The sequence below is a fragment of the Pseudomonas sp. Marseille-Q5299 genome, assembly GCF_943737035.1.
GTDB classification, from domain to species: Bacteria; Pseudomonadota; Gammaproteobacteria; order Pseudomonadales; family Pseudomonadaceae; genus Aquipseudomonas; species Aquipseudomonas putida_E.
The window spans coordinates 425,845-441,099 of sequence record NZ_CALSFR010000002.1 but is presented as its reverse complement, the minus strand read 5'-3'; the positions used below and the strand labels follow the sequence as shown (position 1 = coordinate 441,099).

At 62.7% G+C, this 15,255-nt stretch carries 12 protein-coding genes; 6 read left to right on the top strand and 6 right to left on the bottom strand.

Annotation, left to right across the window (positions count from 1 at the left end):
* Positions 1-115: 115 nt before the first annotated feature.
* Together NGJ21_RS06465 and NGJ21_RS06460 are read right to left on the bottom strand one after the other, a co-directional pair.
* Positions 116-1,366, bottom strand: a complete 1,251-nt coding sequence (locus NGJ21_RS06465) for a ribonucleotide-diphosphate reductase subunit beta (RefSeq protein ID WP_012313106.1) — start codon at positions 1,364-1,366, stop codon at positions 116-118.
* Between the two features lie 578 nt (positions 1,367-1,944).
* Positions 1,945-4,824 carry a ribonucleoside-diphosphate reductase subunit alpha gene (locus NGJ21_RS06460; protein ID WP_046787472.1) on the bottom strand — a complete coding sequence of 960 codons (2,880 nt, stop codon included), beginning with the start codon at positions 4,822-4,824 and terminating at the stop codon, positions 1,945-1,947.
* Between the two features lie 680 nt (positions 4,825-5,504).
* Between NGJ21_RS06460 and NGJ21_RS06455 the strand changes: the two genes are divergently transcribed.
* Together NGJ21_RS06455 and NGJ21_RS06450 are read left to right on the top strand one after the other, a co-directional pair.
* A complete protein-coding gene (locus tag NGJ21_RS06455) occupies positions 5,505-6,203 on the top strand; it encodes a response regulator (RefSeq protein ID WP_039604244.1) in 699 nt (232 codons plus the stop codon).
* Positions 6,200-7,807, top strand: a complete 1,608-nt coding sequence (locus NGJ21_RS06450; protein ID WP_119688393.1) for an ATP-binding protein — start codon at positions 6,200-6,202, stop codon at positions 7,805-7,807. Before NGJ21_RS06455 ends, NGJ21_RS06450 begins: the two co-directional genes overlap by 4 nt.
* Before the next feature lie 3 nt (positions 7,808-7,810).
* Here the strand turns inward: NGJ21_RS06450 and NGJ21_RS06445 are convergent, their stop codons facing one another.
* Positions 7,811-8,512: a 4'-phosphopantetheinyl transferase family protein gene (locus NGJ21_RS06445; RefSeq protein ID WP_119688394.1), complete on the bottom strand. Its 702-nt coding sequence runs from the start codon at positions 8,510-8,512 to the stop codon at positions 7,811-7,813.
* A gap of 64 nt (positions 8,513-8,576) precedes the next feature.
* Positions 8,577-9,368, bottom strand: a complete 792-nt coding sequence (locus tag NGJ21_RS06440; protein ID WP_251961958.1) for a dienelactone hydrolase family protein — start codon at positions 9,366-9,368, stop codon at positions 8,577-8,579.
* A gap of 129 nt (positions 9,369-9,497) precedes the next feature.
* On the opposite strand from NGJ21_RS06440, the gene NGJ21_RS06435 reads away from it, so the two are divergent.
* The 4 genes from NGJ21_RS06435 to NGJ21_RS06420 all read left to right on the top strand — a co-directional run bounded on the left by NGJ21_RS06435 (position 9,498) and on the right by NGJ21_RS06420 (position 13,919).
* On the top strand, positions 9,498-10,103 hold the full coding sequence (locus NGJ21_RS06435; RefSeq protein WP_012313112.1) for an outer membrane beta-barrel protein: 606 nt from the start codon (positions 9,498-9,500) through the stop codon (positions 10,101-10,103).
* Positions 10,104-10,252: 149 nt separating this feature from the next.
* The gene (locus tag NGJ21_RS06430) at positions 10,253-10,930 is read left to right on the top strand and encodes a response regulator (protein ID WP_046787467.1); all 678 of its coding nucleotides are present in this window, start codon (positions 10,253-10,255) and stop codon (positions 10,928-10,930) included.
* On the top strand, positions 10,927-12,273 hold the full coding sequence (locus NGJ21_RS06425) for an ATP-binding protein (protein ID WP_115272989.1): 1,347 nt from the start codon (positions 10,927-10,929) through the stop codon (positions 12,271-12,273). Before NGJ21_RS06430 ends, NGJ21_RS06425 begins: the two co-directional genes overlap by 4 nt.
* A 323-nt stretch (positions 12,274-12,596) precedes the next feature.
* Positions 12,597-13,919, top strand: a complete 1,323-nt coding sequence (locus tag NGJ21_RS06420) for a dicarboxylate/amino acid:cation symporter (RefSeq protein WP_046787465.1) — start codon at positions 12,597-12,599, stop codon at positions 13,917-13,919.
* A 72-nt stretch (positions 13,920-13,991) separates the two neighbouring features.
* On the opposite strand, the gene NGJ21_RS06415 is transcribed toward NGJ21_RS06420, so the two are convergent.
* Both NGJ21_RS06415 and NGJ21_RS06410 read right to left on the bottom strand, forming a co-directional pair.
* Entirely contained in the window at positions 13,992-14,486 is a 495-nt protein-coding gene (locus tag NGJ21_RS06415; protein WP_012313116.1) for a SprT family zinc-dependent metalloprotease, read from the bottom strand.
* Positions 14,487-14,626: 140 nt separating this feature from the next.
* Positions 14,627-15,226: a Yip1 family protein gene (locus tag NGJ21_RS06410; RefSeq protein WP_012313117.1), complete on the bottom strand. Its 600-nt coding sequence runs from the start codon at positions 15,224-15,226 to the stop codon at positions 14,627-14,629.
* Positions 15,227-15,255: the final 29 nt, after the last annotated feature.

The window sequence follows — 15,255 nt, the reverse complement described above, 5'->3', positions numbered from 1 at the left end:
GTGAAGTTCGGCAGGATGTTTGGGGGTGGAAGCGTTAAATTTCTGTTGGCAGGAAAGTACTGGCGTAAAGGAAAGGCTGCCAATCGGCAGCCTCCTTGATGATCAGCCCGGACAATCAGTCCCAGCTCAACGCCCCACCCGTCTGATACTCGATCACGCGGGTCTCAAAGAAGTTCTTCTCTTTCTTCAAGTCCATGATCTCGCTCATCCATGGGAACGGGTTGGTCGTCCCTGGGTACTCTTCCTTCAAACCAATCTGGGTCAAACGACGGTTGGCGATGAACTTGAGGTAGTCCTCCATCATTGCCGCGTTCATGCCCAGTACGCCGCGTGGCATGGTGTCACGGGCGTATTCGATCTCCAGCTGGGTCCCTTGCAGGATCATCTGGGTCGCTTCTTCCTTCATCGCCGCGTCCCACAGGTGCGGGTTCTCGATCTTGATCTGGTTGATCACGTCGATACCGAAGTTCAGGTGCATCGACTCGTCACGCAGGATGTACTGGAACTGCTCGGCAACGCCGGTCATCTTGTTGCGGCGGCCCATGGACAGGATCTGGGTGAAGCCGCAGTAGAAGAAGATGCCTTCCAGCACGCAGTAGTAGGCGATCAGGTTGCGCAGCAGCTCTTTGTCGGTTTCGACGGTGCCGGTGTTGAACTCCGGGTCGGAGATGGCGCGGGTGTACTTCAGGCCCCAGGCGGCTTTCTTCGCGACCGACGGGATCTCGTGGTACATGTTGAAGATCTCGCCTTCATCCATGCCCAGCGACTCGATGCAGTACTGGTAGGCGTGGGTGTGGATCGCCTCTTCGAAAGCCTGGCGCAGGATGTACTGGCGGCACTCCGGGTTGGTGATCAGACGGTACACGGCCAGGGCCAGGTTGTTGGCAACCAGCGAGTCGGCGGTGGAGAAGAAGCCGAGGTTGCGCATCACGATGCGGCGCTCGTCTTCGGTCAGGCCGTCCTGGCTCTTCCACAGGGCGATGTCGGCGGTCATGTTGACCTCTTGCGGCATCCAGTGGTTGGCGCAGCCGTCGAGGTACTTCTGCCAGGCCCAGTCGTACTTGAACGGTACCAGCTGGTTCAGGTCGGCGCGGCAGTTGATCATGCGCTTTTCGTCAACGGCGACGCGGGCCGAGGAGCCTTCCAGCTCGGCCAGGCCTTCGGCGATGTCCAGGGCGTCCAGCGCGGCCTTGGCGCGCTTAACAGCGTCGGAGTCGGCAGCGGTGGCAGCACGGGCTTCCAGGGCGGCAGCACCGCCGGCGCTGTCGAGCTTGTCGAGGGTGGCGGCGGCGTTGGCCTGCGCAGGGGTGTTGCCTTTGGCGGCTACTTCGCCGTCTTCTTTGTCGAATTCGTCCCAGCTCAGCATGGTTTGGCTCCTGCTTGAGGATTGCCCTGAGGCAACCGGTTGGATTTTAAGAATGTGATGCCTGACGCAAGGCCGTTACGGCGAATGGACAGCTCGAGAGGCTGACTCTCGTTACATCTGGATTCGTGCCTGGCCAGGCCTCGGGGAGGGGCCAGGGACTTGAATAGGTGCCCTTTTCAGAGGGGGCGGAGTATACCGGAATTCGCTTTCGATCGGGGTGCGCGTCTTGCGGGCGAGGGTAATTTTTCGACCGGTTTTAAGCGCGTCCGTTCACGGTATCTCGTGTCGTCTTTTACGGGAAGGGAGTTTAGCGGCAAATAGCGCGAGGCACTACATGTTGTGGTTTTTTATTTTATCGATACATCATGTTGGGTTGGCGCGTTTTTTGTAGGAGCGGCCTTGTGTCGCGAAAGGGCCGCAAGGCGGCCCCTGGAATCCACTATTTTCACAAGGATTCCGGGACTGCTTTGCAGCCCCTTCGCGACACAAGGCCGCTCCTGCAAAAGCTGCGCTTGCGCAGATAAGAAAATGCCCGCCAGGAGCACCCGTTGGGGCACCCCTTGCGGCATCAGCAGGCCTTACTGGCAGGCTTCGCAGTCCGGCTCGTCGATCGCGCAAGCCTTCGGCACTGGCGCCGGGCCTGCGGCCTGGGCCGGGGCGCTGTCGCCGCCGCTGGACACGGCGTTGAGCTTGCCGGTGTTGATGGTCGACTTCTCGGTGCTGGTCGCGGCCAGGGCACGGAGGTAGTAGGTGGTTTTCAGGCCACGGTACCAGGCCATGCGGTAGGTCACGTCCAGCTTCTTGCCCGAAGCGCCGGCGATGTACAGGTTCAGCGACTGCGCCTGGTCGATCCACTTCTGACGACGGGAGGCGGCATCGACGATCCACTTGGTCTCGACTTCGAACGCGGTGGCGTACAGGTCTTTGAGCTCCTGCGGAATTCGCTCGATCTGCTGCACCGAACCGTCGTAGTACTTCAGGTCGTTGATCATGACCGAGTCCCACAGGCCGCGGGCTTTCAGGTCGCGCACCAGGTACGGGTTGATCACGGTGAACTCGCCCGACAGGTTCGATTTCACGTACAGGTTCTGGTAGGTCGGCTCGATGGACTGCGACACGCCGGTAATGTTGGCGATGGTCGCGGTCGGCGCGATGGCCATGATGTTCGAGTTACGGATGCCTTTCTGTACGCGGGCACGTACCGGCGCCCAGTCCAGGGTTTCTTCCAGGTTGACGTCGATGTACTTCTGGCCACGGGCCTCGATCAGGATCTGTTGCGAATCCAGCGGCAGGATGCCTTTGGACCACAGCGAACCCTGGAAGGTCTCGTACGCGCCGCGCTCATCGGCCAGGTCGCAGGACGCCTGGATCGCGAAGTAGCTGACCGCTTCCATCGACTTGTCGGCGAACTCCACAGCAGCGTCGGAGCCGTACGGGATGTGCTGCAGGTACAGCGCGTCCTGGAAGCCCATGATGCCCAGGCCGACCGGGCGGTGCTTGAAGTTCGAGTTACGCGCTTGCGGCACCGAGTAGTAGTTGATGTCGATCACGTTGTCGAGCATGCGCACGGCGGTGTTCACGGTGCGTTGCAGCTTGGCGGTGTCCAGCTTGCCGTCGACAATGTGGTTCGGCAGGTTGATCGAGCCCAGGTTGCAGACCGCGATCTCATCCTTGTTGGTGTTCAGGGTGATCTCGGTGCACAGGTTCGAGCTGTGGACCACGCCCACGTGCTGCTGCGGCGAGCGCAGGTTGCACGGGTCTTTGAAGGTCAGCCATGGGTGGCCGGTTTCGAACAGCATCGACAGCATCTTGCGCCACAGGTCTTTGGCCTGGATGGTCTTGAACACCTTGATCTTGTTGTACTCGGTCAGGGCTTCGTAGTACTCGTAGCGCTCTTCGAAGGCCTTGCCGGTCAGGTCGTGCAGGTCTGGCACTTCCGAGGGCGAGAACAGGGTCCACTTGCCGTCATCGAAGACGCGCTTCATGAACAGGTCAGGGATCCAGTTGGCGGTGTTCATGTCGTGGGTACGACGACGGTCATCACCGGTGTTCTTGCGCAGCTCGATGAATTCTTCGATGTCCAGGTGCCAGGTTTCCAGGTAGGCGCACACAGCGCCTTTGCGCTTGCCACCCTGGTTCACGGCGACGGCGGTGTCGTTGACCACTTTCAGGAAGGGTACGACGCCCTGGGATTTGCCGTTGGTGCCTTTGATGTAGGAGCCCAGTGCGCGCACAGGAGTCCAGTCGTTGCCCAGGCCACCGGCGAATTTCGACAGCATGGCGTTGTCGTGGATCGCGTGGTAGATGCCCGACAGGTCGTCCGGCACGGTGGTCAGGTAGCAGCTCGACAGCTGCGGGCGCAGGGTACCGGCGTTGAACAGGGTCGGGGTCGAGGCCATGTAGTCGAAGGACGACAACAGGTTGTAGAACTCGATCGCACGGGCTTCCTTGTCTTTCTCTTCCAGCGCCAGGCCCATGGCCACACGCATGAAGAACACCTGCGGCAGCTCGAAGCGTACGCCATCCTTGTGGATGAAGTAGCGGTCGTACAGGGTCTGCAGGCCCAGGTAGGTGAACTGCTGGTCGCGCTCGTGGTTGATCGCCTTGCCCAGTTTTTCCAGGTCGAAGGCGGCCAGGGCCGGGTTCAGCAGCTCGAACTCGACACCCTTGGCGATGTAGGCCGGCAGTGCCTTGGCGTACAGGTCGGCCATCTCGTGGTGGGTGGCGCTGTCGGCAACGTTCAGGAAGCCCAGGCCTTCGGCACGCAGGGTGTCCATCAGCAGGCGGGCGGTGACGAACGAGTAGTTCGGCTCGCGCTCTACCAGGGTACGTGCGGTCATCACCAGGGCGGTGTTGACGTCCTTGATGGCCACGCCGTCGTACAGGTTCTTCAGGGTTTCGCGCTGGATCAGGTCGCCATCGACTTCGGCCAGGCCTTCGCAGGCTTCGCTGATGATGGTGTTCAGGCGCGCCATGTCCAGCGGCGCCAGGCTGCCGTCGGCCAGGGTGATGCGGATGCTTGGGTGCGGCTCGACCGCGGCGTCGGTGTTGGCGCGGGTAGCGCGCTCTTTGGCACGCTGGTCGCGGTAGATCACGTAGTCACGGGCGACTTTCTGCTCGCCGGCACGCATCAGGGCCAGTTCGACCTGGTCCTGGATTTCTTCGATGTGGATGGTGCCACCCGATGGCATGCGACGCTTGAACGTGGCGGTGACCTGCTCGGTCAGGCGCGCGACGGTGTCGTGGATGCGCGACGAGGCAGCGGCGGTGCCGCCTTCAACTGCGAGGAACGCCTTGGTGATGGCCACGGTGATCTTGTCGTCGGTGTAAGGGACGACAGTGCCGTTGCGCTTGATCACGCGCAGCTGGCCCGGAGCGGTCGCGGCCAGATCCTGGTTGGAATCGGCGGCCTGCGGCGCCAAAGCCTGCGGGTTCTCGCGAGTTGTGTCGGTTTGCATGGGTGGGTGTCTCCACAGTTTCTATATGTTCAGGCGCCTTTTGGGCGCCCACCGTTCTGTCCACTTGTTCGACGGCCCTGGCGGGGATGCGTCATGCGCGCGCATCCGCCCGCTCGGGCGTACCGACTTCGGGACAGACTCAGGAATAAGGGGCAAAGAACATGCCGCTCCCTGGCCGAAGTCAAAGGCTATGGGGCTAGCCCAAAAGCTGTTGCTCTCCATCTCCGCTGGAGCGATTTGGTTGTTGAAACCACAATAAGTTCAGGCAGAAAAATCGCTTGAATTTGTCTGCTGACTCATGCTTGGCGTTGGTGTGTGAAACCCAACATCTAGTGGTTCGCTGCGCTGGGGATACAAGATAATGCGGTATCGGGGGCTTTGCAAGGCGAGCGCCTGTGGATAAGTTGTGCGTACTTTGTGAGTGAATAGTGGGTATTCGCTGTAGGCCTTGTACCAAGTGGTTTGCAGTATTTTTCTGCGGCTCGTTGCCCCGGTGCAGATTTTTCAGGGCGCGAACCCTAGCACAAAAAACGGTTCAGTCCAGGGGTGTTTCCGCTGAGGTTGGCAGTGCCGGGTGCGGGACGTAGTATCGGCAGGGGATGTTGCCTTTTGGTTAAGGTGGCAATGCCGGCGATGGGGCCGGAACAGGCAACGCAAAAACAACAATCAAGGCAAACGCCATGGACCAACCCGTACCCCGCATCCTGATCGTCGAAGACGACCAGCGCCTCGCCGAGCTCACGGCTGAATACCTGCAGGCCAACGGTTTCGAGGTGGCAGTGGAGGGCGATGGTGCGCGCGCCGCCCGGCGTATCGTCGACAGCCAGCCAGACATGGTCATCCTCGACCTGATGCTGCCCGGTGAAGACGGCCTGAGCATCTGCCGCCGCGTACGTGGCCAGTACGCAGGGCCCATCCTCATGCTCACCGCCCGCAGCGACGAGCTCGACCAGGTCCAGGGCCTGGACCTTGGTGCTGACGATTACGTGTGCAAGCCGGTGCGCCCACGCCTGCTGTTGGCACGCATCCAGGCCCTGCTGCGGCGCAGCGAGCCGGCACAAGGCAAAACCCAGGAGCTGGCCTTTGGTGACCTGCGCATCGACAACCGCCTGCGCGAAGCCCGGCTCGGCGAACAGCTGATCGAGCTTACCGGAGCCGAGTTCGACCTGCTCTGGCTGCTGGCCAGCAATGCCGGGCGGGTACTGTCGCGTGAGCAGATCTTCACCGCCTTGCGCGGTGTCGGTTACGACGGCCAGGACCGCTCCATCGACGTGCGCATTTCCAAGATCCGCCCCAAGATCGGCGACGACCCGATCCACCCCCGTCTTATCAAGACCCTGCGCAGCAAGGGCTACCTGTTCGTCGGCGATGCACCATGAACAACTCGATCTTCCTGCGTATTTATGGCGGCATGCTCGCGGTGCTGGTGCTGGTGGCCCTGCTTGGTGTGCTCAGCCTGCACCTGGTCAACGAGGTGCGCGCCGCCCAGCACCGCGAGCGCCTGGCCCAGGGCACCTTCAGCCTGATGGCTGACAACCTGGCCCAGCAGAATGAAACCGAACGCAAACGCTCGTTGTTGATGTGGGAGCGCTTGCTGGGCGTGCCGCTGGACTTGCAACCCCTGTCGGCGCGCACCCTTGATGGCGGCCAGCGCGCGCGGCTCAATCGCGCCCTGGTGGTGGTGCAGAAAACCGGCCCGCACGCCGCCCAGGTGCTGCGCAAGGTGGGCCAGGAAGACCTGCTGCTGGTGGCCGAGGTCAAGCAGGTCAGCGAGCAGCTGGCGCGGGCCACGCTCTATCTGCTCGCCGATGAACTGGTGCGCTTCCCGGTCACCGAACAGCAACAGCGCCTGGCGCAGATCAGGCAGAGCAAGGGGTTCGGTTTTGGTATCGCCCTGCAGCGCCTGGAGCGGGTCGGCCTGGACGATGACCAGCGGCGCCGGGTAGAGGAGGGCGACACGGTCATGGCGCTGGGCAAGGATGGCGATTCGATCCGCGTGTTCGCAGGCTTGCCGGGTTCGCCCTGGGTGCTGGAGATTGGCCCGCTGTATCAGCTCAACCCCTATCCGCCGCAATTGCTGGTGTTGATCGCGTTCCTCGGCCTGTGCCTGATTGGCCTGGTGGTCTATCTGCTGGTGCGCCAGCTGGAACGGCGGGTGTCGGGCCTGGAAATGGCCGCCACGCGCATCGCCCAGGGCAGCCTGGAAACCCGTGTGCCCGCCGGCGATGCCGATTCGGTGGGGCGCCTGGCGGCGGCGTTCAACGGCATGGCCGAACACCTGCAGCGTTCGTTGAACATGCAGCGCGAGCTGGTGCGGGCGGTGTCCCATGAGTTGCGCACGCCGGTGGCGCGTTTGCGCTTTGGCCTGGAAATGATTGAAAGCGCGCCGACCGAACAGGCCCGGGCCAAGCACCTGGCGGGCATGGACGGCGATATCCAGGACCTGGACAAGCTGGTCGACGAGATGCTGACCTACGCCCGCCTGGAGCAGGGCGCGCCGGCCCTGAAGTTCCAGCGCGTCGACCTGGATGCCTTGCTTGACCGGGTGATCGACGAGCTGGCCCCGCTCAATGCCGGCGTCAGGCTGGTGCGTGGTGCCTGTCAGCTTCAGGATGGCGAAGACGCCTGGGTCGAGGCCGAGCCGCGCTATCTGCATCGGGCGCTGCAGAACCTGGTCAGCAATGCCCTGCGCCATGCCCGAGCTGAAGTACGGTTGAGCTATCAGTTGGGCCAGCAGCGCTGCCGCATCGAAGTGGAAGATGACGGGCCGGGCATCCCCGAAGGTTACTGGGACCGTATCTTCACGCCCTTCACCCGGCTCGACGACAGCCGTACCCGGGCTTCGGGAGGGCATGGCCTGGGCCTGTCGATCGTGCGGCGGATCATCTACTGGCACGCCGGCCGGGCCACGGTAGGGCGCAGTGAAGCGCTGGGCGGTGCCTGCTTCAGCCTCAACTGGCCACGCGAGCAGGCGCCGCTGTAAGGCTTAGACGCTGACCAGGCTGAGCAGATGGCCGTCCTGCAGGCAGAACTGGCCTTCCAGCTCGACGCCATGGCGCCATTCTGGCGACAGGTCGATGAGCAGGCGCAGGCGTGCCAGGCCTTCAGGTGACCACTGCAGCACCTCGGCGTGCTCGAAGTAGAAGCGCTGGCGGGTCAGTGGGTAGAGGGTCTTGAACAGGCTTTCCTTGAGCGAAAAAGTCAGGGTAACCGCCAGCCCCAGCTGGCTGCGGTCCAGGCGCTCGAGCTCTGCCTGGGTGAGGATTTCGCCCATCAGCCGTTCGGCACGCTCGTCGTCCAGCAATGCTTCCTGGTCCAGCCCCAGGCCGCGGCAGCTGTCTTGCGCGGCAACCACGGCCGCAGCCCAGCCTTTGCCGTGGGTGATCGAACCGTGAATGCCAGCGGGCCAGATCGGTGAGCGGTCCTCATGGGTGCCGGGCACATGGTCGCGGCCATCCAGGCGTTGCAGCGCGGCGCGCGCGCACACCCGGCCGGCCAGATACTCGGCCTGGCGCTTGGCCACCGAGCGTTGCAGGCTGGGGCTGGGTTCGATACCGGCACGCTGGAAGTCATCGGCGGCCAGGCGGCCGGGGTCGAAGGCGCAACTGACCAGCACCGCGCCAGGCAACGGGCGGGGCAGGGGCCAGTGGTGCTGGAGCGGGGCGCAGCAGGAAGGCAATCTGTTCATGGCGGTATTGTGCCAGCCGATGTGGCTGTGTGGGAGATGGGCCGCGAAGCGGCCCCGGCAATCTTCATTCGAACGCTTTCTTGAAGAACGCCTGCATGTCCGCCCACGAACGCTCGTCCGCGGCCTTGTTGTAGCCAATATCCGGCCCGCCATGGGCGCCGTGGCTCAAACGGTCGGCATCCGGGTTGGTGAAGCCATGCTTGGCGCCGGCAATGCTGACGAACTGATAATTGACCTTGGCCGCATCCATTTCGGCCTTGAACGCGGCGACCTGCTCATCAGTGACCATGCTGTCCGCCGCACCGTGCTCCACCAGGATATCGGCCCTTACCACACCAGGCTTGGCCGGCGTCTGGGTGGCCAGCGCGCCATGGAAGCTCACCACACCGTCCAGCTTCTCGCCGCGCCGTGCCGCGTCCAGTACCACCTTGCCGCCGAAGCAGTAACCTACGGCGCCCAGTTTGTGCTTGTTGACGTTCGGCTGCTTTTTCAGCAGTTCAAGGCCCGCGTCGAAGCGCGCGGCCGCCGCTGCCGGGTCCTTCAGCGCTTGGGCCATGAATGCCTGGGCATTCTGGGGGTGCTCGGTGTGCTTGCCGTCGCCGTACATGTCGATGGCCAGCGTTTTGTAGCCCAGTGCCGCCAGGTCACGGGCACGGCGCTTGGCGTAGTCGTTCAGCCCCCACCATTCATGCACCACGACGATGCCCGGGCGTTTGCCCTCCAGCGCATCGTCATAGGCGTAGTAGCCGACCAGGCGGTTGCCATCGTCGTCCTGGTAGGGGATCTCGCGGGTCACTACTGCCGCCTGGGCAAGAGCGGCGCTGCACATCAGGGTCAAAGCCAGCAGGGCACGCATGTTCACTACTCCTTGTTTTGCAAACGTATCGTTCAGCCCAGGTTCAGCCAGGGTTCAGCCGCGGTTCAGGGCGTTCTGCTTACTCTAGCTTCCAGACCGAAACAGCGCATTCAACTGGAGTACAACGCCATGAAAACCTTCAATACCCTGCTGGCCGCCATGGCCGTCTGTGCCGCCGGCATCACCACCGCCCAGGCCGCCGACGACAACTTCGCCAGCCTCACCTATGGCCAGACCAGCGACAAGGTCCGCAAGTCCGGGCTGCTGCAACGCAACACCGACCACCTGAACGCCGACGGCATCATCGGCAAGGATGACACCTGGGGCGTGCGCCTGGGCAAGATCAACGACCAAGGTCGCTACTACATGACCTACGACAATGTCTCGGGCGACCACAGCGGCCTGAAGCTGCGCCAGGAGAACCTGCTGGGCAGCTACGACCTGTTCCTGCCGGTAGGCGATACCACCAAACTGTTCGGTGGTGGCAGCCTGGGCATGACCAAGCTGACCCAGGACTCGCCAGGGGCCAGCCGTGATACCGACTATGGCTACGCGGTCGGCCTGCAGGCCGGCGTCATCCAGGAGATCACCGACCGGGCTTCGGTTGAGCTGGGTTACCGTTATCTGCGCACCAACGCAGCGACCGAGGTGGGAGCGAGCGGCGGGCCGAAAGAGGGTACCCTGCGCCTGACCAGCAGTGCTCAGACTTACCTGTCGGCGAACTACAAGTTCTGATCCGCGAGTCGAGTTATCCTTTACTGGCCTCGTCGCCGGCAAGCCGGCTCCCCCGGGTTCTCCACTGCTTTCAGGCGTGTGGAGCTTCCTGTAGGAGCCGGCTTGCCGGCGATGAGGCCGGCCCAGGCAATAATTGAAAGGAGCGTCACATGAAACTGCTGGTGGTAGAGGACGAAGCCCTGTTAAGGCACCACCTCTATACACGCCTGGGCGAAAGCGGCCATGTGGTCCAGGCTGTGGCTGACGCCGAAGAAGCGTTGTACCAGGCCGAACAATTCCACTTCGACCTGGCCGTGATCGACCTCGGCCTGCCCGGCATGAGCGGCCTGGAGCTGATCGGCCGCCTGCGTACCCAGGCCAAGACCTTTCCCATCCTGATTCTCACCGCCCGCGGCAACTGGCAGGACAAGGTCGAAGGCCTGGCCGCCGGTGCCGACGATTACCTGGTCAAGCCCTTCCAGTTCGAAGAGCTTGAGGCACGCCTCAATGCCCTGCTGCGCCGCTCCAGCGGCTTCACCCAGTCGACCATCGCCGCAGGCCCTTTGGTGCTGGACCTCAACCGCAAGCAGGCGACCCTCGATGAGCAGCCGCTGGCGCTGACCGCCTACGAGTACCGCATCCTTGAGTATCTGATGCGTCATCACCAGCAGGTGGTGGCCAAGGAGCGCCTGATGGAACAGTTGTATCCGGGCGATGAGGAGCGTGACCCCAACGTCATCGAGGTGCTGGTCGGCCGTCTGCGTCGCAAGCTCGAAGGTGAGCGCGGGTTCAAGCCGATCGACACTGTGCGTGGGCTCGGCTACCTGTTCACCGAGCGCTGCCGATGATTCGTTCGCTGCGGGTGCGCTTGATGCTCGCGGCAGCGGTGCTGGCAGTGCTGTTCATGCTGGCGCTGCTGCCCGCCCTGCAGAAGGCCTTCAGCCTGGCCTTGCAGGAATCGATCGAACAGCGCCTGGCTTCGGACGTGACCTCGCTGATTTCTTCGGCGCGCATCGAGCATGGCCAGTTGCAGATGCCCGCACTGCTGCCGGACGAGCGTTACAACCTGCCTTATACCGGTTTGCTCGGTTACATCTTCGACCGCGAAGGTAAGCTGGTCTGGCGCTCCCGCGCCACCGCCGACCAGCACATCAACTACCAGCCGCGCTACGATGGGCGCGGCAATGAATTCGCCCGCATGCACCAGGATGACGGCGAGGAATTCTTCGTTTATGACGTCGAAATCAAGCTGTTGGGTGGCCAGAGCGCCGCCTACAGCATCGTTGCCCTGCAGCCGGTGCGCGAGTACCAGCAAACCCTCGATGGCCTGCGTGAAAAGCTCTACTTAGGTTTTGGTGCGGCCCTGCTGGCGTTGCTGGCATTGCTCTGGGCCGGCCTGACCTGGGGCCTGCGTTCGTTGCGCCGGCTGAGCCGCGAGCTGGACGAGGTGGAGGCCGGCGCGCGCGATGGGCTAAGTGCCGAGCACCCGCGTGAGCTGTTACGCCTGACTGGCTCGCTCAACCGCCTGCTGCGCAGCGAGCGGGAACAGCGCCAGCGTTACCGTGACTCGCTGGGTGACCTGGCACACAGCCTCAAGACGCCGTTGGCGGTGCTGCAAGGCGTGGGGGAGAGCATGCAGCAGCGCGTCACCGAGCGCGAGCAGGCGCGGGTACTGCAGAGCCAGATCGAGCGCATGAGCCAGCAGATCGACTACCAGTTGCAGCGCGCCAGCCTGCGCAAGAGCGGCCTGGTGCGCCACAGCGTACAGTTGCTTGCGGTGCTGGACAGCCTGTGCAGCACCCTGGCCAAGGTGTACCGCGACAAGCGCGTCGAAGTGCTGCTTGAGGTGCCGGCGCAGGCACAAGTGCCGATGGAGCAGAGCGCGCTGCTCGAGTTGCTGGGCAACCTCCTGGAAAACGCCTTCCGGCTGAGCCTGGGGCTGGTGCGGGTGAGCTTGCAGGAAGCGCCCGGGCGGCAGACGTTGTGCATCGAAGATGACGGGCCGGGTGTGCCGGCGGATCAGCGTGAGCGGATTCTCGAACGGGGCGAGCGCCTGGACCGCCAGCATCCGGGGCAGGGGATTGGCCTTGCGGTGGTCAAAGATATCGTCGACAGCTATGACGCTGAACTGAGCCTGGGTGATTCGCCGCTGGGCGGGGCGGCATTCCGGATCACCTTTTACCTTGATTGATGTTCAGGCAGCCGCTGCCTCATCGCTCGCAACAAGCAGGGCGGATTCCCGCCAAGGTGCCTGTACAAATCCCGCCATCGGGCGGAAATCCGCCATCCTTTCTCAGGCAATTCGCCCTGTCGTTGGGCATTTTCCTCCAGCAAATACGGCCTTTGCACCCTTCATGGGCGTTTTGGCATCGCCCTTGCTATCTGACTTGGCAGAGGCCTGCCCAGGCAGCTCGAACACAACGACAAATCCCTCCGGGTGCAGGAGGGTTAGCGATTCAGGTGCCCCGACATCCTGGGAAGGGTGAAGCCGGCACACTTGAGGAAAAATTAGCCATGACGACACGTCAGCCGCTGTACAAGTCCCTGTATGTCCAGGTGATCGTTGCCATCACCATCGGCATCCTGCTCGGCCACTTCTATCCAGAAACCGGCGTCGCCCTCAAACCCTTGGGTGATGGTTTCGTCAAACTGATCAAGATGGTCATCGCGCCCATCATCTTCTGTACCGTGGTCAGCGGCATTGCCGGCATGCAGAGCATGAAGTCGGTCGGCAAGACCGGCGGCTACGCGCTTCTGTACTTCGAAATCGTTTCCACCATCGCCCTGATCATCGGCCTTGTCGTCGTCAACGTGGTCAAGCCGGGCGCTGGCATGCACATCGACGTCAGCACCCTGAACGCCAGCAGCGTGGCCGCTTACGCCGCCGCAGGTGCGCAGCAGACCACCATCGGCTTCCTGCTCAACATCATCCCCAATACTGTGGTAGGTGCCTTCGCCAATGGCGACATCCTGCAGGTACTGATGTTCTCGGTGGTCTTCGGCTTCGCCCTGCATCGCCTGGGCAGCTACGGCAAGCCATTGCTGGACCTGATCGATCGCTTTGCCCATGTCATGTTCAACATCATCAACATGATCATGAAGCTGGCCCCCGTCGGTGCCTTCGGTGCGATGGCCTTCACCATCGGCCAGTACGGCGTTGGCTCGCTGGTACAGCTGGGCTACCTGATGGCCTGCTTCTATATCACCTGCCTGCTGTTCGTGCTGGTGGTGCTGGGCGGTATCTGCCGCGCCCACGGCTTCAGCGTGCTCAAGCTGATCCGCTACATCCGTGAAGAGCTGCTGATCGTACTGGGTACCTCGTCCTCGGAATCTGCGCTGCCACGCATGCTGGCCAAGATGGAGCGCCTGGGTGCCAAGAAGTCGGTGGTTGGCCTGGTGATCCCGACCGGTTACTCGTTCAACCTGGACGGTACCTCGATCTACCTGACCATGGCCGCGGTGTTCATCGCCCAGGCCACCGACACCACCATGGACATCACCCACCAGATCACCCTGCTGCTGGTGTTGCTGGTGGCTTCCAAAGGTGCTGCCGGCGTTACCGGTTCGGGCTTCATCGTCCTCGCCGCCACCCTGTCGGCTGTCGGCCACCTGCCGGTTGCCGGCCTGGCGCTGATCCTGGGTATCGACCGCTTCATGTCCGAAGCCCGCGCCCTGACCAACCTGGTGGGCAACGCCGTTGCTACCGTGGTGGTGGCCAAGTGGGTCAAGGAGATGGACAACGACAAGCTGGCGTCGGAGCTGGCCTCCGGTGGTGCGCCGCTGGCTGACACCCGCCCGACCGACGACCTGGGCGTGGCTGAAGGCGTGGCTCGTTGAGCCTGCTGCAGTAAAGCGAAAGGCGACCTTCGGGTCGCCTTTTTTGTGCCTGGTCTATCAGTGCGCTGGCTGTCATTCGACCCGAGTCTCACCGCTGTACACCAGCGTCTCCCTGCACCGCTTGCACAGATACCGGCGCCCCTGCCTCACCAGCTTGTGCCGCTGCGCGGTAAACGCAAACTCACCCTGTGGGCATGGGCAGCGATAGATGTACCGGGTCGCGACCCGCCGCTGCACTTCATAGTTGTGGCAGCGATTGGGCGGCAGTTCATACACCCCGCGCATGATCAACTGCCACTCTTCGCCATGGGCCTGGATGCGGTCCCCGAACAGTTGGTGAGCCACCAGGTGCGCCACTTCATGGGCCACGGTCTGGCGCAGGAAGTCTTCCTGGTTTTCGCGGTACAGCTGCAGGTTGAAGCGCAGCAGGTTCTCGTGCAGGTGGGCGACGCCCGCCTTCTGCCCGCGCAGCTTGAAGCTGACTTCCGGGCGCGGGAAGGGGCGCTTGAAAAAGGTTTCGGCTTGCTGGTAACAGGTTTCGACGCGTTGTTTGAGCAGCTCGGGCATGGCGGGGTAATTCTCCTGACCGGGCATTATGCCGCAAGCACCGGCAGGCTGCCGAGCCCACCGGTCAGCACACAGCCAAAAGCCGCCTTGCGGCGGCCTCCGGTTTGATGCCCCAGTGTTGGATCTAGGTGTTTTCCAAGCTAGTTGGTATAGACGGGCCCCACGCCCAGTCCCCAGATGATCACGGTCGCAGCCATGATCGCTACCAGTACCACCAGGCCCACTGCCAGCACCGAGCTGGAGAACAGGAAGCCTTCATCGGTCGGTATGTTCATGAATGTCGGCAAACCGACGTACAGCAGGTAAACGGTGTAGCAAATGGCCGCAGTCCCCACCAGCATGCCCAGCCACAGGTGCGGGTAAAGCGCTGCCAGGCCGCCGAGGAACAGCGGGGTGGCGGTGTAGGTGGCAAAGGCGATGCATTGCGCCATGGACGGGTTGGCGTCGTAGGTGCGTGCCATCCAGTGAATGAAAGCGCCCATTACCGCGACCCCGGCGAGCATCGCCAGGTAGGACATGATGCTCATCCATAGTGCGCTTTCCATCGTCAACATTACCGCTGGCCGGTCGCCGATCACCCAGCCGACCTGGGTAGTGCCAATGAACGCCGAAACGGCGGGTATCGCCGCCAGGATCAACGTGTGCGTCAGGTACATGTGGCTGATGCTTTCGTCTTCCCCGCGTATCTCCCGCCATTCCTGGTCAGGGTGGGTAAACAGCCCCACAACGTGATGAATCATGCCGGTCACTCCTCTCGTTGTTGCCAATC